Genomic DNA, 21,592 nt, shown 5'->3' on the forward strand with positions numbered 1-21,592 from the left:
GCGGATCCTGCGCCGCAGCACCCGGGCAGCAGCAAAACTATGGCGGATGGTGATCTGTATATACAAGGTCATTGTTGGCCAACTGTGATCCACGAGTACTGCGGCAACCGCGCGTGAGCTGGCCTCCATCTTCATCAAGAAAAGTTGACGTGAAAGCAAGCACTCCGGAACACTTCGACGACGCAACCTTTATAGGCCATTCGCAAAATGAATTCGTCCTTCCAACAGCAACCCACGACCACGACGACATCCCGTAGGTTACTGATCTGCGCGATCCCGCTACTCACAGCGCTCTTCAGTGTGCTCATTACCACGATGGTATTCTCACGCGACGTGCCAGGACTCACAAAAGAATTTCCGTCTGCAAGCAATATCGACGCGCATAAGATCCAGGCCTCATCGAATCGGCCTGAATATCAACCATGACATGCGCAGGTATTAACAATATCTCCGTCGGTGTGCGACGCCGGGGGCTAAATCGCAAGACGGCTGGCTGGGCTATCGACTAGCGGCTGGCCCGATTCCTACCGTCAAGACAGGCGCAGAGAGATGGCATACATCATCGGTCAGGACGTCGGCGCGATTCTCGACCTGTTTTCGTCGCGTGCGTACCCAACGATCTGGGTACTTGGTCTGCCCATCGCATTTCTATCGCTGATAGCAGCTTCTATTTACCTCATGCGTCGGGCGGAATCCGTCAAGATTTTCTTGGGCGCGGTTGCAGGCCTGATGGCGGGGATCTCTTATTTTGCTCTTGCGCTGGGAGCATTCCCTGAAAGCGACGCTCGCGCAACGCGCTCGACGAGTTCGCCGCCGACCAGCGTCGATGCACGCGCAAGCCCGATACGCTTGTCTGGTGATAGGCCGCATGCTCGATGCAAGACAAGAGACTAAACACTACCTGTTTTGTTGATCGAGCCTCAACAGAAGAATATTTGTTTCGAATCCGGCGCGCACACTGCGTAAAAGCCGCTTGGGAAACTAGGGAGGTAGGGAATGAGAAGCCTGGGAGCCGTTCTGACACTGTCAATCGCGTCCGCATGCATGCTGGCTGGATGTGCTTCAACAACGGAAAGTGGGATCAAACCGGAGAGCATGTCGGAATTCACACTCGGTGCGACAACCCAGCAATACGTAGTCTGGAAGTTGGGAACCCCGTCATCGACAACCACATTGCCCGACGGATCGACCTTTCTCGTGTACGCATTTACAGGAGGACCACCATTTTGGGACAGAGTGATGTCAAGTTTCGGTCCGTATGCAACGACAAATGTCCGAAGAACCACCATCAGCTTTCTTTTCGGACCAGACGGCGTTCTCAAGAAGTCGGATACCGTTTCCTATCAATGATCGTCCGTCGGAGCTACGGGAGCCAACGCCGATATCTACGTCGCGACGTCAACGTTCACGCCACCTGGTTTCGTCGTCCATCTGTCAATGTGACATCGATCAGGTGCAAACGTACCGGGTCTTTTTCTTTTCAGGATTTCCCTACGCTCATTCCAGACAACCCTTCTTTGCCTTTTTGACACTATCGCCATAATGAAAAGTTCGAGCCAGCGTTACCGCGTTGCATTCTCGTCGTGGCGCAGTGTGCCAGGAGAACGTGTGCACGGGCGCACATCGGCCAAAAGCCAGAGCCGAACCCTGCAGCCAGGAAGCCAGGTCGTGATCGAAGCCCCGTCCCGCTGGACCAGAAGCGAATCCACAATTGCAACGAATGCGTGGTCGCCCGCCAACGGAGGCCTCTTTATCGCTGATGTCCTTGCAGTTGCAACGACCGTAAAATCGACAAGACATACATCGGTTGCAAGTGCAGTGCGAACCCGCTGACGCTACGTCAGGTACGGATCGGCTGCGCGGGATAGGTGCGGCCTACGCACCACGACTCCGGATTTGTTCACTATGCGTATCGCAGTTCTCGATGATGACCCCAGCCAGTCTCAATACATCTCCGAAGCGCTGACCGCCGCCGGCCACGACTGCCATGTGTTTGCCGAGGGACACGCGCTGATTCGCCGGATGCAGCGGGAAACTTTCGACCTCGTGACACTCGACTGGAACGTCGTTGACATTCAGGCCGACGCCGTGCTCGCATGGATCCGCAAGAACTGCGACTCGAACCTGTCTGTGCTTTTCGTGACAAGCCGCACGCGCAAGCGAGACGTAGTCTACGCGCTGAACGCTGGCGCTGATGACTACGTCACCAAACCGATCGCCGCCCCCCAGCTCGTCGCGCGCGTCTCTTCTCTTTTGCGCCGCACTGACCGCCAGGAAGCGATCACGACATCGCAGCAGTTTGGTGAGTACCTGTTCGACCTTCGGAAGGGTAGGATTTTTCGCGAAGGTACGCATTTGCCAGTTACCCAAAAGGAATTCCAGCTCGCGCTGCTTCTCTTTCGCAACTTTGCACGACCGCTATCGCGAACTCACATCCTCGAGACGGTCTGGAAGCCCTTCACTGACATTCCCAGCCGCACGCTCGATACACACATTGCCACCGTACGAGTCAAACTCGATCTTCGGCCAGAGAACGGCTACTGCATCGTTTCGATCTACGGCTATGGTTATCGCCTTGAAAAGCTGGATCCCGCCGCGGTGGGCGCGTCATGAATGCTCGGCAGGTTGTGATGTCCATATCTTCATCGCGACGTCATTGACAGTGCGAACCCGTATCGCCGCCGCGGTCCATCTGATTGTTGTTGCGCGAGGGTGGTTTGGGGCAATCTGGAACTACACAGAGGCTCTTCCAGCCAGCAGCCTCCGTGTTATGCCTCAAAAGTCAGTCGAGGCCGACACCCAGAACGTGCGCGGCATGCCACTGATGACATAACCCGTCGGATTGGCCTGCCAGTAGTACCTGTTGAACAGGTTCGTCACATTGGCTCTGAGCGTGATGTCACGACCGCCGATTTTAGTCGTATAGCGGCCGCCGAGATCGACGCGCGTCCAGCTCGGCACGTGCTGGAGGTTGTCCTGACTGACATAGGCCTCGCCGGTATAGATGAGCCGCCCGGTCAGCGTGAAGCCCGGAATGAACGGCGTATCCCATTCCGCGCCCACGTTGGCCTGGAACGACGGCGCGCCAACCGCGTGGTTGCCGTCGTACGTGCCGCCCTGCGTACGTTCGAGCCGGGCGTCGAGCCACGTTACGCCGCCCAGGAAGCGAACGCGTTCTCCCAGCTTTCCGAATCCCGAAAGCTCGATGCCCCGGTTACGCTGCTCGCCGTCGAGACTGTAGATCTTCGTGACCGGGTCGACGACGCCGCTCGGCACCTTGATCTGGAAAAAGCTCAGCGTCGCGCCGAAGTTCCCGAGGTCGAGCTTCGATCCCACTTCGACCTGCTTCGACTTGTACGGCGCGAAGACGGCGTTCGGATTCGCAGCGTCTGCGGGCGGCGAGGAGCCAGGTGTCAGCGCCTCGATATAGTTCGCGTAGAACGATAACTGGTCGAGCGGTCGGATCAGGAGTGCGAACGAAGGCGTCACCGCCGACTGGTTGTAGTGCGAGGTCGTCGCACCCGACACCGCGTAGTTGCTGCTGTCCACCCACTGCTGCCGCACGCCCAGCGTGAACTGCACGAGGCCGCTCATGGCGGAAAGCGTGTCGGCGACGGCAATGCTGCGCAGCGTTTGCGAGCTGTCCCTGGCCTCCGGCGACGAGGAGACTGCGTCGCCTGGGCTCGACAACCGCACCGGCGAATAGATGTTCGTCAGGTAGCTGCCATAGGTCGTCTGTCCAAACCAGGTCGTCTGCTGGAGCGAGCTTCCGCTGACCACGAATTGATGATCCACCGGTCCCGTCTTGAAGCGCGCCCTCATGCCGGCCTCAGCGGAAACAGCATGCGATTTGCCCTCCTGGTAGCGCGAAGTGGAAAGCGCATCGCCCTGCGCGTTCAGGAGCGTCGCGCCCGGGTCTTCGAGCTTGTCGTAGCCGAACTGGTTGACGCCGACGGCACCGAACAACGTCACGTTCGACGTCAGGTCGTATTCGACGCGCCCCATCGCCGTGATGCTGTGCGAATTCGAGTACGAAAAGGTCTGTGCAAGATTGATCGTCGGGTCGGGCGCGCCGGGCATCGCGATACCGGCCAGCGGCGTGTAGCCCCGCGCGGCCGCACGCATGTAGTCTTCCTGGTAGATGACGTCGCCCGATGCGCGCAATCGCTGGCCGCGATAGTCGAGGCCGACGGAGAAGGCGTTGTTCCTGCGATATTGCTCGTCGATCGGCGTATCGCCCTCGCGATGCGCCGCGTTGAGACGGATGCCGAATGCGTTGTCAGGACCGAAGCGCCGGCCGACGTCGGCATGGGCACCGAACACGGAGTTCGAGATGTACTCGCCCGTCAGGCGCGTGAGCGGCTCATCGTCGGCCCGCTTCGTGACCAGGTTAACGCTTCCGCCAACGCTGCCTTGCGGCAGCATCCCATTGAGCAGCGCGCCTGGCCCCTTGAGGATTTCCACACGCTCGATAGGGTCCGGACCAACGCGGTAGTCGGGCACCAGCCCATACAGTCCGTTGAGCGACATTTCGTCGTTTTCGACCCTCAGCCCGCGAATCGTCAGCGCGTCGTACCGGTTGCTGCTGTCGATCGCCGCGCGCACCGAAGGGTCCGTGGTCGTGAGCAGTTCGGCGACACTCGTCGACTGCTCGTCGCGAATCAGCTTCTCGGTATAGCTCGCGATGCTGAACGGCGTGTCCATGTAGTCGCGCTCGCCGAGCAGGCCGACGCTCGCGCCGCGTGCGACCTGCCCGCCGGCATAGGGTGCCGTCACCGATTCGGCGACCCGGCTGGCGACGACTGCCATCGTCGGGAGCACGGCTTCGGGCACGCCAGAGGAGGCAGAGCGAAACGAGTAGCTCCCATCGGCCTGCCTCACCGCTTCCAGGCCCGTACCGGACAGCAGCTTCTGGAAGGCTTCGTCGACGGAATACGTACCCGAGACGCCATTGGTGGTTTTTCCCGCAGTCAGTTCACCCGGTACGCTGATCAGTACGTCGGCCTGATCGGCCAGACGATTCAAGGCGCCCGACAGCGGGCCGCGCGGTACTTCGTATCGCCGCACGTTTGCGCTCGTTGCCGCATTGCCGATTGTTTGCGCATGAGCCGACGACACGCCGCCGCCCGCTCCCGCGAGCAGGGCGCCGAGCAGGGCGAGGCAAAGTACGCGCGGAACCGGGCGCCTTGTCTTTGCAGGCGCGCGATCTTTTTGTTTGCTGCACGGAACTGTGCCGCGCAGATTACGGTGGCTGTCTAACGGCTGGCGACGCATAGGGCGCTTCTTCCTCGAGATGAACGTGAACTCGGGAGGCCCATCGCACAGTATCGTCGCCCGCTCCCCTGCTTCTCTCGCGCGTGCCTGACGGTTCGATGAGTCCTCTTTCATCTACAAATCGAACGAGGACGAGAAATGCGAACTCATCGGGTAATTTTTTTTCGGAAGCGGCTCATCGCGGTTCGACGGTCGTCCACCACGGCAGCGTTCGTCGAACGGAAACAGGCAAATCGCGGGCGAGCATCGCCAGCACCTGCTCCGGGTTACCGGCCGGGAAACGGCCCACGACGCGGATGTTTGCCACGCGCGGATCGACGCCAATGTGGCCGCGCTGATAGCGACCGAGTTCATTGATCAACGCTGCGAGTGAAATGTCGTCGGCGAGAATGACGCCACGAGACCAGGCCTCGCGTGCGGGATCCGCGGCGGCCGAACTGGAGATGGTGTCGCCGGTGAACGACCGCTGCGTGCCGGCGCTAACGCGTTCCGTCTTGCCCGAGAGTGTACGGATCTCCACCAGCCCTTCGAAAACCCACAGTTCGGTGAAGGAAGCCGTCTGACGCACCGTGAACCGGGTCCCGAGAGCCTGCATCCGCCCATGTCGGGTATCGACGTAGAACGGCCTGGCGCGTGGGTCAGCGCCGGTATCGACGAGAATTTCGCCGGCCTTCAGCGTGAGCAGGCGGCGCGTATCGTCGTAGTCGACATCGAGCGCGCTGTCCGTGTTGATCCAGACGCGCGTGCCGTCGGCAAGCACGACGTCCTTCTGTTCCCCAACCCCCGTGTGGTAATCGGCGCGCCACGCCATGAGCAGGTCGGGCATGGGCGTGAATTGCCACGTCAGCCACGCCGTCAGGCCGGTTCCGCCGAGTGCCGCGAGACAAGCAAGCGCGCGCCTGCGACCCGCAGCCTGCTTCGCCGCAACGCGCGCCGCGGCAACGGCCGCTTCGCGCTCGCCTTCGCCATGCGCTCGCAAGGGCTCGAACCGGCGACTGACCGATTCGATATGCGCCCAGGCACGGCGATGTTGGGGAGAGGCTGCGAGCCACTCGCTCCAGGCCTTACGCTGCGGGCCGCCTTCGCCCTCTGCGTGCAACGCGGCATACCAGGTGGCGGCCTGTTCGAGGCTCTCGAAGTCGGCCCCGGCGTTGGCTTCGACGTCGTCCGTCACGGGCAAACGTGGCGTGCTCCCCATGTGCTAGCGTGTCAATCCCGCGTCGAGCAGCGCGAGATGCAGCATCGCCTGGGCCAGGTACTTCTGGACCATACGATCGGAGACGCCAAGCTCGGCCGCAATTTCCCGCGTAGTCAGGCCGTGGATCTGCGCCAGGATGAATGCTGTGCGCACTTTCTCCGAGAGACGTGCAATGAGCGCCCCTATCTCCATCAACGATTCGATGATGAGGGCGCGATATTCGGGCGAGGGTTCGAAGGGTTCAGGCTGCGTGGCGAGCGTGTCGAGCCAGGCCTGCTCGACCTGGCGCCTGCGCCAGAGATCAATGCACATGCCCTGCGCCATCGTCCGCAGGTAGGCGCGCGCCTCACCCTGACTGGCGAAGCTCGTGGCGGCCGGCTTGACGATCAGGCGCAGAAAAGCATCGTGAGCGAGGTCCGCCGCATCGGCTGCGTCGCCCAGGCGCCGACGCAGCCAACCCTGCAACCAGCCATGGTGGGCCTGATAGAGGGCGTGCACCTCCCCATGGGCAGTCGGTTGTACGGCGCTCATGGCGCTACCCTTTTCAGCAATTGACGGGACGCGCGGTTGGCGCAAACCCATTTGGAGTCCGAATTCATTACGCTGGTCTGCGGCTGGAAAGATGCGCACGCAATCGCCCGCACTGCCTGTACCCCAGCTGGCTCGGCATACACCCCTACGAGCTTGTCCAGGCTGGCTTCGAGGCCGGGCACGTACCTTGCCGTTATCGCCCGCTATGCGTAACGAGAATTGTTCGTATTGTAAGTATCGTTTACAAATATTGCAATTGTCTTCCTAAAGGGACAGTTCCAACGCTCGTCGGGACACGCGCATCACACAATTTTTGATGAAGATCGTGGAAACTTCGTCCAATTTCCGCGATCTGCGCGCGCCGCGTCAGAAATCGCTTGACACAACCTTACAAATAATAATAATTCTCATTTTCCTGTACGCGCATAAACCGACGCAGACGACTACGGCCAACAGGGGGCCGGACGCGGCGTAGTCACATCGAGCGTCATGAGGTCAGCCATAACAATGATGAGAACAAGGAAGCAACAAATGGTTAGCAGTGCGTATTGGACTCACGCCGAATTGGTCCGGGATCCCACGCAGCCTCAACCCAGAATCCTCGCGATCGCGGCACGGCTCGTTTTTACGGGGGCGCTCGCTGCGGCTTTCTCGCCGGCTTCCTATGCGGAAGAACTCCCGCAGGCTGCGCCCGAGGCGCAGGATTCGCAGCACACACTCCCCGCAGTCGTCGTGAAGGCTGCCGCGCAACCCGATGAACTCCCGGCACCCTACGCCGGCGGCCAGGTGGCAAAGGGAGCTCGTGTCGGGCTCCTCGGCAACAAGAACGTCATGGACACGCCCTTTAGCGTGACCAGCTATACCTCGAAGCGGATACAGGATCAGGAAGCCGCGACGATTGCCGACGTGCTGAACAAGGATCCGTCGATCCGCTTCACGGGCCAGACGGGCGGCGTGACCGACTCGTTCTTTATTCGCGGATTCCCGATTAACGAAGGCAACATCAGCGAATTCGCGTTCGATGGCGTCTACGGCGTCGTACCGAACTACCACGTCTTTCCCGAATACGTCGAGCGCGTCGAGGTGATCAAGGGACCGGCCGCCCTGCTCTACGGCATGTCGCCGAACAGCGGAGTAGGCGGCGTGGTCAATATCGTGCCGAAGCGGCCGCTCGATCAGGACCTCACGCGCGTGGGCCTCGACTACACCTCGGATTCGCAGGTCGGCGGACACGTCGACATCAGCCGCCGGTTCGGCAACGAGCGCCAGTTCGGCATCCGTTTCAACGGATTGCACCGTCAAGGCGGCACGCCGCTCGACAACCAGAAATCGCGCGCGGAAGTCGGTGCGCTTTCGCTTGACTATCAGGGGGAACGCTTTCGCGCGACGCTCGATTTCATCGAGCAGTATCAGTGGATCGATGCGCCGACTCGTCCGTTCCTGCTCGCTTCGGGCATCGCGGTGCCGTCTGCGCCCGATGGTGCGCGCAATGTCACGCAGTCGTGGGGATGGTGGAAGTCGCTCGATCAGTCCGTGCTGCTGCATACCGAATACGACGCAACCCGGAGCGTCACCGTATTCGCGGATGCCGGCACCGCAAAAACCGACGTTTCGCGCCTCTCCGACCAGACACCGACCATCCTGAACGCGGCAGGCGACACGCGCTCGACGCCGCAGAACTGGAAATTCCAGGTCAATCGGTGGAGCGCGGACACCGGCGCGCGTGCACATTTCGACACCGGCCCGGTCTCGCACTCGCTCACGGTGATGGCGAGCATTTACGGCGATCGCATCGCCAACGGCAGCAATTCAGGCACGGCGATCCTGTCGAACATCTACTCGCCGATCGCCAGTCCGGAACAGGACATCGCCTCGCCTTCGCGCGTGCCCAAGGTATCGTCCTCGCAGCTCTACGGCGTGGCGCTCGCCGATACGCTGAGCGTCCTGAATGATCGTGTGCAGCTTACGGCGGGCGTGCGGCAGCAGCAGGTCCAGTCGGACAACTTCAACACGACCACCGGCGCGAAGTCGTCTTCGTACGACAAGGGCGCGGTGACGCCGCTCGTGGGCATCGTGTTCAAGCCGGTCGAGCATGTCTCGCTCTACGCGAACTACGTCGAAGGTCTGAGCCGCGGCGACATCGCGCCGACCACGGCCTCGAACGCGGGCCAGGTATTCGCACCATACAAGGCAAAGCAGGAAGAAGTTGGCGTGAAGCTCGACTATCACAGCCTCATGACAACGCTCGCGGCTTTCCGTATCACCAAGCCGAGCGGCCAGCTCTATGGCACGGTTTACGCGGTGGACAGCGAGCAACGCAACCAGGGGCTCGAATTGACGTTTGCAGGCGAGCCGGTGAAGGGCATCCGGTTGCTCGGCGGCGTCACCTACATCAATGCGGAACTCACGAAGACCAACAGCGCTTCGACGGTCGGGAACCGCCCCGTCGGCGTGCCCCAATGGATGGCCAACGTGGGTACCGAATGGGATCTCCCGTGGGTAACTGGCCTCACGCTGACCGGCGGCGTCAATTTCACGGGACAGGAATACTTCGATCAGGCGAACACACAGTCGGTGCCGTCGTGGACGACCGTGGATCTCGGCGCGCGCTACACCACGTCGATCCATGGAAAGTCGACGACGTTCCGCGCCGGCCTGCTCAACGCGTTCAATCGCAAGTACTGGGCGGGTGTCGCCTCGTACGGCACGATCTCGCTCGGCGCGCCGCGCACGGTGTTCGCGTCCGCCACGGTGGATTTTTGACGAAGATGGACGAACAACCGGCAGCCCTGCTGGCCCGCCTGCTGTAACGTCGACCTGGCCGCCGCTGATCCGGTTGAGTCGACAAAAGCGGCTCCAGGCACCTCGACACCGCGTCGCGCCACATGTCCCGCAAGCTGACATGGGCGACCGGTTTGGCAAGCAGCTTCCATGGAGTCGCGCGTCCAGTCACGGCCTCACGATGCGAGGGGGCCCCCCGCTCGGATCCTTTGTGCACCGACAGAGCGAAATGCGGGCCTTTCATCGCAGCGTATCAGCGCAAACAAAAAAGGCGGGGAATCCCCGCCTTCGGCATATCACGCGGTCACCCGCAACTCCACATCCGCCCGCGCCAGTAACCCGCTGCAACGCGGCGAAAGATGCGCGAACACGACGCGCTTGCCCGCGCGCGCGTAGCGACCCTGCACCGCTTCGAGCACGGCGATGGCCGAATGGTCCGCCACATGCAGATGCGCGCAATCGATCGTGACGTGCGCGGGATCGTTCTGCGGATCGAACAGCGTCTGGAAGTGCGCGGCCGAGGCGAAGAACAGCGTGCCGCGCGGCGCGTACACGCGCTCGCCCGACGCCGTATCGCGGGTATCGCAGCGGAATTCGCGCGCATGCTGCCACGCAAAATTGAGCGACGCAATCACGATGCCGCAGAGCACCGCCGTCGCGAGATCGGTGCACACGGTGATGATCGTGACCGCGACGATCACGACGGCGTCGTTGCGCGGCACCTTGTGCAGCACACGCAGCGAGCCCCACGCAAAGGTCTGCGCGGCCACCACGAACATCACCCCCACCAGCGCCGCGAGCGGAATGCGCTCGATCAGCGGCGAAAGGAACAGGATGTAGAGCAGGATCATCACGCCGCTCGTCACGCCCGAGATGCGCGCGCGACCGCCCGAACCGAGATTGATGACGGTCTGGCCGATCATCGCGCAGCCGCCCATCGCGCCGAACAGGCCCGAAGCGACGTTCGCCGCGCCGAGCGCCACGCACTCGCGGTTGGGGCGGCCGCGCGTGGCCGTCACGTCGTCGGTGAGGTTGAGCGTGAGGAGCGTCTCCAGCAGCCCCACCATCGCCATCAGCACCGCGTAGGGCAGCACGATCTTCAGCGTGGCGAGGTCGAACGGCACCGCGGGCAGCGCGAACGTGGGCAGGCCGCCCGCAATGTGCGCCATGTCGCCGAGCGTGCGCACCGGCAAATGCAGCAGCTGCGCGGCGAGCCCCACGCCGACGATGGCCACGAGCGCGGGCGGCGCGGCCTTCGTCACGCGCGGCAGCAGGAACACGATCGCCACGGTGAGCGCAACGAGCCCCGCCATGAGCGCGAGCGCCGGGCCGTGCATCCATTGCGGCCCCTGCGGACCGGGCACCTTGAAGTGCTCGAACTGCGCGCGCGCAATGATGATCGCGAGGCCGTTGACGAAGCCGAGCATCACCGGATGCGGCACCATGCGGATCAGCTTGCCGAGGCGCAACGCGCCGAACAGCATCATGACGAGGCCGCTCAGCACGACCGTGGCGAACGGATACTGCGGCCCATGCTGAACCACGAGCGCGACGATCACCACGGCCATCGATCCGGCCGCGCCCGAAATCATCCCGGGCCGGCCGCCGAACAGCGCCGTGATCGTGCAGATGAAGAACGCGCCGTACAGCCCCGCGAGCGGATTGACGCGCGCGACGAGCGCGAAGGCGATGCACTCGGGCACGAGCGCGAACGACGACGTGATGCCCGCGAGCAGTTCGCTACGCAGCAACGAAGAACGGGAAGAACGGCGCGAGCCGGTACGGTCGGATTCCATGTAGCGGTATGGATTTACAGCAGATTGGCTGGATGTCGTTGCCACGCCCCACGCGTCGCGTTGGCTCGAAGGGGGGCGGGGAAATGGTCGGGATGCGAGGCGGCGGCGTGGCGCCGCTTCGAGGGCCCGCGAGGTCCGTGCGGCGCTCACGGGTCTGCGCACGCCATGATCCGGACGGACGAAAGCGCGCATCCTAGCATGATTGCCGTCAGGTTGCCGGTGAGGCCAGCGGGCTGGAGGCGAACTCAGGGCGTCTTGAAGAGCCGCTCGCAGGCGAAGTCGACAAACGCGCGCACGCGCGGCGTGAGGTGCCGGTTAGAGGGCCAGAGGATCGAGAACTGGCCCGGCGCTTCGCAGGCCTCGTCGAGCACTGTCGCGAGCGTGCCAGTCGCCAGCGCGTCGCGAGCGAGGAAGTCCGGCATGTAGCCGATGCCGAAGCCCGCCTCCACCGCCCCGCGCAACGCCTCCATGTTGTTGCAGACGAGCGCGGCGCCCAATGCCGGCGGCGCTTCCGTTCCCGTGGCGAGGTCCCACGGCTGAAGCTTGCCCGTCGTCGGAAACCGGTAACGCACGCACGCATGCGCTTCGAGATCGCTCAGCGTGAGCGGCACGCCCGCGCGCGCGAGATAGGCGGGCGCCGCGGCAAGCACGAAGCGAAACGGTCCGAGACGCCGCGCCATCAGGCTGGAATCGCTGAGCGCCCCGCTGCGGATGGCGGCGTCGAAGCCGCCTTCCACGAGATCGACGAGCCGGTCGTTGAAGTCCAGATCGAGATCGATTTCCGGGTAGCGCTGCGCGAATTCGGGCAGCACCGGCAGCAGGAAGCGATAGCCGATGGCGGGCAGGCTCACCCGCAGGCGCCCGCGCGGCGTCTGGGCCACCGCCGAAAGCAGTTCCCGCGTATCGCGCAGTTCTTCGAGCATGCGATGGCAGCGCTCGTAGAAGAGTTGTCCTTCCTCGGTGAGTGTGATGCGGCGTGTAGTGCGATGAAAGAGCCGCACGCCGAGCGACTGCTCGAGCCGCGCAATGCTCTTGCCGACCGCCGAGGCCGAGATGCCGAGTGCGTGCCCAGCCTCGACGAAGCTGAGCGCCTGTGCGACGCGCACGAAAGCGACGATACCGTTGAGATTGTCCATAGCGTATTCGAGTCGTCCCGCGCGCAACGATTCGCGAATCGCGTTCCGCAATCTACGGAACGCCAGCCTGTTTTTCCGCACGCGCTTGCGCATTATCGTCGTTCGCTCCAGCCGGCGTACGCCCGGCGACTTCAGGAGCCTTTCCGTGACGATATCCCGCAACGACAACGAGGCGTCGCGCCGCGTCGCCATTCTGGCAGCCGTCTGCCTCGCCGGCCTCGCCATGCCGCTTGCTTTCTCGGGTGGTGCCATCGCCACCCCTGCGATCGGCCGCGCGTTCGTGCGCGACGCCGCCAGCGCCCCCGCTGCCCTCACCTGGGTCACCAATGCGTTCATGCTCGCCTTCGGCAGTCTGCTGATGGCGGCAGGCACACTTGCGGACCAGTACGGGCGCAAGCGCGTGTTCGCACTCGGCGTGGCAGGTTTTACGCTGGCTTCGCTTGCGCTCGCGTGTGCGCCTACGCTCCTGTCGCTCGACCTGCTGCGCGCGGCGCAGGGCTTGTTCGCCGCAGCGGCGCTGGCAGGCGGCACCGCGGCGCTCGCGCAAGAGTTCGACGGCCACGCGCGCACGCGCGCATTCAGCTTGCTCGGCACGACGTTCGGCCTCGGGCTCGCGTTCGGGCCCGTGATCGCCGGGCTCCTGATCGAGCGCCTCGGCTGGCGTGCGGTGTTCGCGACCGGCGCAGTGGCGGGCGCATTCGCGCTCGTATTCGGTGTACCACGCATGCGCGAGTCGCGCGACCCGAACGCGCGCGGACTCGACTGGCCCGGCACACTCACCTTCACCGCGGCGCTTTCGTGCTTCACGTATGGCGTGATCGAAGCACCCAGCCGCGGTTGGACCCATCCCCTCGTGGCGGGATTGCTGGCCGCTTCCACGGTGTTGGCCTGCGCTTTCGTGGCAATCGAAAAGCGCCGCGCACGCCCCATGCTCGATCTATCGCTCTTTCGCTATCCGCGCTTCGTGGGCGTTCAGTTGCTGCCCATCGCGACCTGCTTCTGCTACGTCGTGCTGCTCGTCGTGCTGCCGCTACGGCTCATCGGCGTGGAGGGCTACCGCGAGATCGACGCCGGCTGGCTCATGCTCGCGCTCTCGGCGCCCATGCTGGTCGTGCCGCTCGCGGCTGCGGCGCTCACCCGCTGGCTCTCGCCGGGCGTAGTCTCGGGCATGGGCCTGGTCATTGCCGCCGCGGGGCTTTACGCGCTGGCGCTGGCGTTGCGCGGCGGGGCGAATGCGTCCGCGATCGGGCCGATGCTCGCGATCGGCACCGGCGCGGCAATGCCCTGGGGTTTGATGGACGGCCTCTCCGTGAGCGTCGTGCCGAAGGAGCGCGCCGGCATGGCCACCGGCATCTTCAGCACGACACTCGTGGCGGGCGAAGGGATTGCGCTTGCCTGCGTGAGCGCGCTGCTGGCTGCGCTCACGCAAACCCGGCTGCTCGCGGCGGTCCACGTTCATGCCGATGCGGGCGCAATTGCGCAGGCGTCGGCAAGACTCGCGACGGGCGACCTCGCGCAGGCTGCGGCGTGGCTGCCGGGCGTGCCTGAGTCCGCGTTGCGTGCAGCCTATGCCGATGCGTTTTCGGTGCTGCTTGCGGGGCTGGCTGCGCTGACGCTTGGCTGCGCTATGGCGGCGCTCGCGTTTCTAGGGCGTACGCGCGCTGCAAGCGCCGTGCAAGCGGATTTGCCGGAGCACGGCGCGGCGACTGTGCATCAAGGAGGCGAGGCGCACACTTGCCGTTCGCGTGTTTGATACGATTCGCTCCACCCGCCCCCACAGCAAACCCCATCATGGCGCGTGAAAACTTCAGCGATCTCCTTGCGTTCCTGGCCGTCGCGCGCGAGCGCAGCTTCACGCGTGCGGCCGCGCAACTCGGCGTCTCGCAGTCGGCGCTGAGCCACACCATCCGCAGCCTCGAAACGCGTCTCGGCCTGCGTCTGCTCACGCGCACCACGCGCAGCGTCGCCACCACGGAAGCCGGCGAGCGGCTCTTTCAGGCGCTCTCGCCGCGCTTCGAGCAGATCGACGCCGAGCTTGCCGCGCTCACCGAACTGCGCGACAAGCCGGCGGGCACCATCCGCATCACCGCGATCGATCATCCCATCGACACCGTGATCTGGCCGAAGCTGCGCCCGCTCCTCGCCGACTATCCCGACATCAAGGTCGAGATCACCGTGGACTACGGCCTGCGCGACATCGTCGCCGATCGCTACGACATTGGCGTGCGCCTGGGCGATCAGGTCGAGAAAGACATGATCGCGGTGCGCATCGGGCCGGACGTCAGGATGGCAATCGTCGGTTCTCCCGATTATTTCACCGCGCACAAGCCGCCGCGCGCGCCGCAGGATCGGCTCAAGCACAATTGCATTACGCTGCGGCTCACGTCGTCGGGTGGCCTGTACGCGTGGGAACTCAAGAAGGGCGAGCACGAGTTGCAAGTGCGCGTGGACGGCCAGCTCACGTTCAACGCCATGCCGCAAATGCTCAACGCCGCGCTGGACGGTCACGGCCTCGCGTTCGTTCCCGAGAATGCCGCGTTGCCGTTCATCCGCGCAGGCCGCCTGAAAAGCGTGCTCAAGGACTGGTGCCCTGTATTCCCGGGCTATCACGCGTTTTACCCGAGCCGGCGACAGTCGTCGCGCGCACTCGCGCTCGTGATCGACGCGCTCCGCTATCGCACATAGCGCAGCGCGTCCTGGTGCAAATTAAACGCCGGTCTTGCGCCCTTCGACCGGATAGCCCGGATCCGTATATCCCGGCGTAGAGGCATGCCCCGGCGCCACGAGGCTGTCGACGAACATTTCGTCATCGGGGCCGAGTTGAAGGTTCAGCGCCTCGATATAGCTGTCCCAATGCGCTTCGGTGCGCGGACCGGCGATCGTCGAACTGACGTGACGATTCTTGAGCACCCATGCGAGCGCGAAAGCGACAGGCGTCGTGCCGCGCTGCGCGGCGTAATTCGCGATCTCGCTCGCAATACGCAGCGACTCGGCGCGCCACTCCGTCTGGTGAATGCGCCGGTCGCCGCGGCCCGCGCGACTGTCGCCGGGTGGCGGTGCATCGACGGCGTATTTGCCGGTCAGCACGCCGCGCGCGAGCGGACTGTATGGCACCACGCCCAGCCCGTAATGCGCGGCCGCGGGCAACTGCTCGACCTCGGCCGTACGATCGACGATGTTATAGAGCGGCTCGCTCGCCACGGGCCGGTCCATGCCCATCTGGTCGGCGAGGCGCACGATCTCGGCAATGCGCCAGCCACGGAAATTCGACACGCCGAAATAGCGTACGTTGCCCTGGCGGATCAGATCGCCCACGGCGCGCACGGCTTCGTCGAGCGGCACGTCGGGCAGCGCGCGGTGAAAGTAGAGCATGTCGATATAGTCGGTTCCAAGGCGCTTCAGGCTCGCCTCCACCGACTGGTAGATCCACTTGCGCGACTGCCCCTGCTCATTCGGCCCCTGTGCGAACGGGAAACCGAATTTCGTCGCCACGACCCAGCTGTCGCGCTGCGCCGCGATTGCCCGGCCGACGATTTCTTCCGAGCGGCCCGCGTGATAAACGTCGGCCGTATCGATGAAGTTGATCCCCTGTTCGAAGGCCTTGTCGATGATGCGCTTCGACGCGGCCTCGTCGGTCTCGCCGCCAAACATCATCGCGCCGAGGCACAGCGGGGAAACCTTGAGCGCACTGCGGCCCAGATTGCGATAGTCCATATCCTCTCTCTTCGAGCTCGTTGCCAAAGTAGCGATTTAAATACGTAGTCGCTTTTCGATAAAGGCCTGGATCGCGCATGCTTTCATGAATGGGATTCATGAAACGCTATTGAAGAACCGCGCCCTCCGCCGGCAGGTTCGCGCTCTCGCGCAGACAGTCCAGCGCCAGCGCCACCGCCGCGCGGCTCACGCTGTCGCGCCGCCAGTACATGGCCACCCCGCCCGAGCTGCCGAGGGGCATCGGCATGGCAAGCACGCGCAGCACGTTCAGCCGCGAGAAGCGCACGGCCGCGCGATGCGAGGCCACGCCGATCAGGTGCGTCTGGTTCAGGAGCGTCACATTGAGCATCGACGAATTCGACTCCACGGTGTGGCGCGGCATGCTGCGCCCCGCCGCGGCGAGCGCCGTTTCGAGCGCCGTGCGAATGGGCGTGCCGGCCGGCCAGACGATCCACGCATACTCGAACAGATCGGGCCAGTCCAGCTTGCGGCGTTTCGCGAGCGGATGCCCGAGCCCCACGACGAAGTTCACCGGGTCGCGATAGAGCGTTTCCATTTCGAGCGTCGGGTCGACCTGCGCGTTGGCCGCGCGTCCCACCACGATATCGAGGTCCCCATGCACGAGCGCCGGCATCATGAGGTTCATCGTGCTTTCGACGAGGCGCACCTGCGCGCGCGGCATCGCCTCGACGAGGCGCGCGACCGCGAGCGGCACCGTGTCCGCCGCCGAAACGCCCGACGTGCCGATCGAGATCAGCCCGCTGCCGCCCTCGCGCAGCGCATCCATGTCGTCGCGCGCGCTGTCGAGGTGGCCTTCGATGCGCCGCGCATGCTCGATCAGCGCGTCGCCGTAGGGCGTGGGCCGCAGGCCGCGCGCGTGGCGCTCGAAGAGCGGCAAGCCGATATCGGCTTCGAGGTCCTTGAGCCATTTGGAAAGCGCCGGCTGCGTGGTGTTGAGCGCCTCGGCCGACTGGCTCAGATTGCCGGTCTGCGCCACAGAAAGCAGCATCTGCAGGTGCCGCAGACGCAGGCGATGTGTCCAGTCCATGTGTCCCCCCACTTAGCTATACCCAAAAACATATGGATAAGAAGAAATCATGATTTTACTGGATATGGCTCACTGGCTTATAAATTCGTTCAACGGCGACGCAAGCCTAACGCCGTGCCGACGAATACACAGGAATAAAGGAGACTCGCATGTCCAGCATGTCAGCCAGCGCAACCACGCCCGAACGCGAAGCCTACTACGCGCAGATCGCCCACAGCGGCATGTCGCCGCTCTGGGAATCGCTGCACGCCCTCGTGCCGAAGTCGCCGCGCCCGCAGGCCCTGCCCGCCATCTGGAAGTACGCGCAGTTGCGCGAACTCGTCATGCAGGCAGGCGCGGTCATCAGCGCCGAAGAGGCGATCCGGCGCGTGCTCGTGCTCGAAAATCCCGGTCTGCCCGGCAAGTCGAGTCTCACGCCCAATCTGTACGCCGGCCTGCAACTGATCCTGCCCGGCGAGATCGCGCCGAGCCATCGCCATACGCAGTCGGCGCTGCGCTTCATCGTGGAAGGCAAGGGCGCGTGGACGGCCGTGAACGGCGAGCGCACCACCATGCACCCCGGCGACTTCATCATCACGCCCTCGTGGACCTGGCACGATCACGGCAACCCGTCTGTCGAGGAAGGCGGCGAGCCCGTGGTGTGGCTCGACGGTCTGGACATTCCGCTCATCGCGCATCTCGACGCGGGCTTCGCCGAGAACTATCCCGAGGCCACGCAGCCCATTACGCGCCCCGAGGGCGACAGTTACGCGCGCTTCGGCCACAACATGCTGCCGGTGCGCCATACGGTGAGCGATCCGACCTCGCCGATCTTCAGCTACCCGTATGCGCGCAGCCGCGAAGCGCTCGACACGCTCTACCGCGGCGGCGAACTCGACGACTGGGACGGCGTCAAGCTGCGCTACGTGAATCCGGCCACGGGCGGCTGGCCCATGCCCACCATGGCGACCTTCATGCAATTCCTGCCGAAGGGCTTCAAGGGCAAGGCCTACCGCAGCACCGACTCGACCGTCTACTGCGTGGTGGAAGGCAGCGGCGCGGTGCGCATCGGCGAGGAACGCTTCACGTTTGCCCCGCACGACGTGTTCGTTGCGCCCTCGTGGGTGCCGGTGCAACTCGAAGCGCAAAGCGACGCGGTGCTGTTCAGCTACTCCGATCGCCCTGTGCTCGCCGCGCTCAATCTGCTGCGCGAAGAACGCATCGGCTAACGCCCAGACGACGAGCGCGCGTCCGACCCGATACGCGCTCGCAACTTGATTCGCCATCCATATCAATCTGTTCACTCTCTCCAAGAGCAACCATCATGGCATTCGTTTTCCAGCCTGAGGCGCCCGTCGCCCTTGCCGTCGCCGGCTCGACCGATCAGTTCGCCGTGCGCCGCGTGTACTGCGTAGGCCGCAATTACGCCGCGCATGCGCGCGAAATGGGCTTCGACCCGGACCGCGAGCCGCCCTTCTTCTTCTGCAAGCCCGATAACGCCATCGTGCCGGTCGCCTATGGCGAAACGCTCGAACTGCCGTATCCGGCGCAAACGCAGAACTACCACTACGAGGCCGAACTCGTGGCGGTGATCGGCAAGGCGGGCTCGGACATCGCCGAGGAAGACGCGCTCTCGCACGTGTGGGGCTACGCCGTGGGCCTCGACATGACGCGCCGCGACCTGCAGATGAAGACGCGCGAAATGGGCCGCCCCTGGGAGATCGGCAAGGCGTTCGATCAGTCCGCGCCGGTGGGCCCCGTGCATCCGGCAAGCGAGGCCGGCCATTTCGGGAACGCAGGCCTGTGGCTCACCGTGAACGGCGAAACGAAGCAGAAGAGCGACGTCTCGCACCTCATCTGGTCGGTGGCCGAAACGGTTTCGTATCTCTCGAAGTTCTTCCGCCTCGAACCGGGCGACGTGATCTTCACCGGCACGCCCGAAGGCGTGGGCCCCGTGAAGGCCGGCGACACCATGAAGGTGGGCGTCGAGCGCCTTGGCGAGCTGACCGTGAAGGTGGTTTGAGCCGCATCCGCTCTACAGGAAAGTCCATCGTGCAGCTCTACAGCTTCTTCAATAGCTCGACTTCGTACCGCGTGCGCATCGCGTTGCGGCTCAAGGGCGTCGAGCATGAGTATCTCGGCGTCAACATCCGCACCGGCGAGCATCGCGCGCCGCAGTACGTGGAGCACATCAACGCTTCGGCAGCGGTGCCCGCGATCGTCGAAGGCGACTTCCATCTGGGCCAGTCGCTCGCCATCATCGACTGGCTCGACGCGCGCTATCCCGAGCCGCGTCTGATTCCGGCAGAGCCGCAAGCGCGTGCGCGCGTGCTCGAACTCGCGTACCTGATCGGCTGCGACATGCATCCCGTCAATAACCTGCGCGTGCTCAAGTATCTGCAGGATGTGCTGGACGTGACGCCGGAGCAGAAGAGCGCGTGGTATCGGCACTGGGTCGCGCAAGGCATGGCTGGCGTGGAGCGCCTGCTCGCGCAGGCCGCCGGGTCGCACGATGGACCGTGGTGCTTCGGCGCGGCGCCCACGCTGGCCGACTGCTGCCTCGTGCCGCAGATCGCCAACGCGTTGCGCGTGGGCTGCGATTTGTCCGCTTACACACGCAGCATGGCTGTCTATCGGCACGCCTGCGAGCATCCCGCATTCGCGGCAGCCGAGCCGCAGCGTCAGCTCGATTACACCGCCTAGCCGCGCGCCGCGGGCCTCAAACAAGTTATTCAGGAGACAAGACATGCATACATCCAACGCCAGACGCAGCGCGATCGTGGTGGGCGGCGGCATCGGCGGCCTTGCCGCGGCGCTTGCGCTTGCGCGGGCCGACGTCCGCGTGCTGCTGCTCGAGCAGGCCCCGCAGATCGGCGAGATCGGCGCGGGCATCCAGCTCGGCCCCAATGCGTTCACGGCGCTCGACGCGCTCGGCGCGGGCGAGGCGGCGCGCAATCGCGCCGTGTTCACAGACTCGCTCACCCTCATGGACGCGACCAACGCGAAGCCCGTTGCGCGCATCGAAACGAGCGAGCGCTTTCGCGAACGCTTTGGCAATCCGTATGGCGTGATTCATCGCGCGGACATTCATCTGTCGATTCTCGAAGCGGTGAAGGACAATCCGCTCATCCAGTTCCGCACCGACACGCAGATCAAGTCGCTCGAACAGAACGAGCGAGGCGTAACCGTGATCGACCAGCATGGCGAGCGCTACAGCGCCGACGCCGTGATCGGCTGCGACGGCGTGAAGTCCGCGGTGCGCAGGGCGCTGATCGGCGACGAGCCGCGCGTGACGGGCCACGTGGTCTACCGCGCGGTGGTCGACGTGGAGAACATGCCGAAGGATCTGCAGATCAACGCGCCCGTGGTGTGGGCGGGGCCGCACTGCCACCTCGTGCACTATCCGCTGCGCGGCGGACGGCAGTACAACCTCGTTGTGACCTTCCATAGCCGGGAGCAGGAAGTCTGGGGCGTGCGCGACGGCACCAAGGAAGAAGTCATTTCGTATTTCGAAGGAACCGACGCGTTGCCGCGGCAGATGCTCGACCGCCCGACGTCGTGGAAGCGCTGGGCCACGGCCGACCGCGATCCGGTCGAGCAATGGAGCTTCGGGCGAGCCACGATACTCGGCGATGCTGCGCACCCGATGACGCAGTATGTGGCGCAGGGCGCCTGCCAGGCGCTCGAAGATGCGGTCACGCTGGGCGTTGCGGTCAAGGCTGCCGATGGTGACTTCGTCGAGGCGTTCAAGCGGTATGAGGTGGCGCGTATTCCGCGGACGGCGCGCGTGCTTTACTCCGCGCGTGAGATGGGGCGCATTTATCACGCCAAGGGCGTGGATCGGCTCGTGCGCAATGCGCTGTGGGTGGGGCGTAGCCAGGAGCAGTTCTATGATTCGCTGCAGTGGCTTTATGGGTGGAATGCTGAGAATTGTCTCGGTTCTGGGGCTGTATGAGGCGCTAGCGCGCTGAGGTTTACCTGGGTTTTTTGGTCGTGGTTGCTGGGCATTTTCGCGTTTCCTTGTGTTCGCGTCGGTATGCAGGCGTTGCCCCTGTGCGGGGCGGCACCTCCTTTCTTTGCCGCGGTGTATGGACCGGAGACATGGGTAACAGGTGTGCGGGGACATGGGTAACAC

16 protein-coding genes are annotated in these 21,592 nt (G+C 64.1%); 9 read left to right on the forward strand and 7 right to left on the reverse strand.

The window, feature by feature from the left end:
- Positions 1-549 precede the first annotated feature (549 nt).
- Entirely contained in the window at positions 550-894 is a 345-nt protein-coding gene (locus A3CW_RS0132370; protein WP_028207268.1) for a hypothetical protein, read from the forward strand.
- Positions 895-1,905: 1,011 nt separating this feature from the next.
- On the forward strand, positions 1,906-2,613 hold the full coding sequence (locus A3CW_RS0132375; RefSeq protein WP_028207269.1) for a response regulator transcription factor: 708 nt from the start codon (positions 1,906-1,908) through the stop codon (positions 2,611-2,613).
- 162 nt (positions 2,614-2,775) lie between these two features.
- Here A3CW_RS0132375 and A3CW_RS0132380 read toward each other — a convergent pair whose 3' ends face one another.
- The 3 genes from A3CW_RS0132380 to A3CW_RS0132390 form a co-directional block, all read right to left on the reverse strand.
- Positions 2,776-5,067, reverse strand: a complete 2,292-nt coding sequence (locus tag A3CW_RS0132380; RefSeq protein WP_245623798.1) for a TonB-dependent receptor — start codon at positions 5,065-5,067, stop codon at positions 2,776-2,778.
- Between the two features lie 382 nt (positions 5,068-5,449).
- The gene (locus A3CW_RS0132385; RefSeq protein WP_051481859.1) at positions 5,450-6,472 is read right to left on the reverse strand and encodes a FecR domain-containing protein; all 1,023 of its coding nucleotides are present in this window, start codon (positions 6,470-6,472) and stop codon (positions 5,450-5,452) included.
- 3 nt (positions 6,473-6,475) lie between these two features.
- Positions 6,476-7,003 (reverse strand): sigma-70 family RNA polymerase sigma factor, encoded by a 528-nt coding sequence (locus A3CW_RS0132390; RefSeq protein ID WP_028207272.1) that lies wholly within the window; start codon positions 7,001-7,003, stop codon positions 6,476-6,478.
- A gap of 531 nt (positions 7,004-7,534) precedes the next feature.
- Here A3CW_RS0132390 and A3CW_RS0132395 point away from each other — a divergent pair.
- Positions 7,535-9,766 carry a TonB-dependent receptor gene (locus A3CW_RS0132395; protein ID WP_028207273.1) on the forward strand — a complete coding sequence of 744 codons (2,232 nt, stop codon included), beginning with the start codon at positions 7,535-7,537 and terminating at the stop codon, positions 9,764-9,766.
- 314 nt (positions 9,767-10,080) lie between these two features.
- On the opposite strand, the gene A3CW_RS0132400 is transcribed toward A3CW_RS0132395, so the two are convergent.
- Together A3CW_RS0132400 and A3CW_RS0132405 are read right to left on the reverse strand one after the other, a co-directional pair.
- Positions 10,081-11,580 (reverse strand): SulP family inorganic anion transporter, encoded by a 1,500-nt coding sequence (locus tag A3CW_RS0132400; RefSeq protein WP_028207274.1) that lies wholly within the window; start codon positions 11,578-11,580, stop codon positions 10,081-10,083.
- Positions 11,581-11,825: 245 nt separating this feature from the next.
- On the reverse strand, positions 11,826-12,716 hold the full coding sequence (locus A3CW_RS0132405; RefSeq protein ID WP_028207275.1) for a LysR substrate-binding domain-containing protein: 891 nt from the start codon (positions 12,714-12,716) through the stop codon (positions 11,826-11,828).
- Positions 12,717-12,939: 223 nt separating this feature from the next.
- On the opposite strand from A3CW_RS0132405, the gene A3CW_RS48235 reads away from it, so the two are divergent.
- Complete coding sequence (locus tag A3CW_RS48235) at positions 12,940-14,469, forward strand: MFS transporter (RefSeq protein WP_154678091.1); 1,530 nt, start codon at positions 12,940-12,942, stop codon at positions 14,467-14,469.
- A gap of 38 nt (positions 14,470-14,507) precedes the next feature.
- Positions 14,508-15,401 (forward strand): LysR family transcriptional regulator, encoded by an 894-nt coding sequence (locus A3CW_RS0132415; protein ID WP_028207276.1) that lies wholly within the window; start codon positions 14,508-14,510, stop codon positions 15,399-15,401.
- Between the two features lie 21 nt (positions 15,402-15,422).
- Here the strand turns inward: A3CW_RS0132415 and A3CW_RS0132420 are convergent, their stop codons facing one another.
- Together A3CW_RS0132420 and A3CW_RS0132425 are read right to left on the reverse strand one after the other, a co-directional pair.
- Positions 15,423-16,430: an aldo/keto reductase gene (locus tag A3CW_RS0132420; protein WP_028207277.1), complete on the reverse strand. Its 1,008-nt coding sequence runs from the start codon at positions 16,428-16,430 to the stop codon at positions 15,423-15,425.
- A gap of 106 nt (positions 16,431-16,536) precedes the next feature.
- Complete coding sequence (locus A3CW_RS0132425; protein WP_028207278.1) at positions 16,537-17,478, reverse strand: LysR substrate-binding domain-containing protein; 942 nt, start codon at positions 17,476-17,478, stop codon at positions 16,537-16,539.
- Between the two features lie 158 nt (positions 17,479-17,636).
- On the opposite strand from A3CW_RS0132425, the gene gtdA reads away from it, so the two are divergent.
- The 4 genes from gtdA to A3CW_RS0132445 all read left to right on the forward strand — a co-directional run bounded on the left by gtdA (position 17,637) and on the right by A3CW_RS0132445 (position 21,412).
- Positions 17,637-18,686, forward strand: coding sequence for a gentisate 1,2-dioxygenase (gtdA, locus tag A3CW_RS0132430; protein ID WP_028207279.1), 1,050 nt, complete (start codon positions 17,637-17,639; stop codon positions 18,684-18,686).
- Positions 18,687-18,781: 95 nt separating this feature from the next.
- Complete coding sequence (locus tag A3CW_RS0132435) at positions 18,782-19,480, forward strand: fumarylacetoacetate hydrolase family protein (RefSeq protein WP_028207280.1); 699 nt, start codon at positions 18,782-18,784, stop codon at positions 19,478-19,480.
- Positions 19,481-19,509: 29 nt separating this feature from the next.
- Positions 19,510-20,160: a maleylacetoacetate isomerase gene (gene maiA, locus A3CW_RS0132440; RefSeq protein WP_028207281.1), complete on the forward strand. Its 651-nt coding sequence runs from the start codon at positions 19,510-19,512 to the stop codon at positions 20,158-20,160.
- A gap of 43 nt (positions 20,161-20,203) precedes the next feature.
- Positions 20,204-21,412: a 3-hydroxybenzoate 6-monooxygenase gene (locus A3CW_RS0132445; RefSeq protein WP_028207282.1), complete on the forward strand. Its 1,209-nt coding sequence runs from the start codon at positions 20,204-20,206 to the stop codon at positions 21,410-21,412.
- Positions 21,413-21,592: the final 180 nt, after the last annotated feature.

It is taken from the genome of Paraburkholderia nodosa DSM 21604 (genome assembly GCF_000519185.1).
Lineage (GTDB): Bacteria > Pseudomonadota > Gammaproteobacteria > Burkholderiales > Burkholderiaceae > Paraburkholderia > Paraburkholderia nodosa.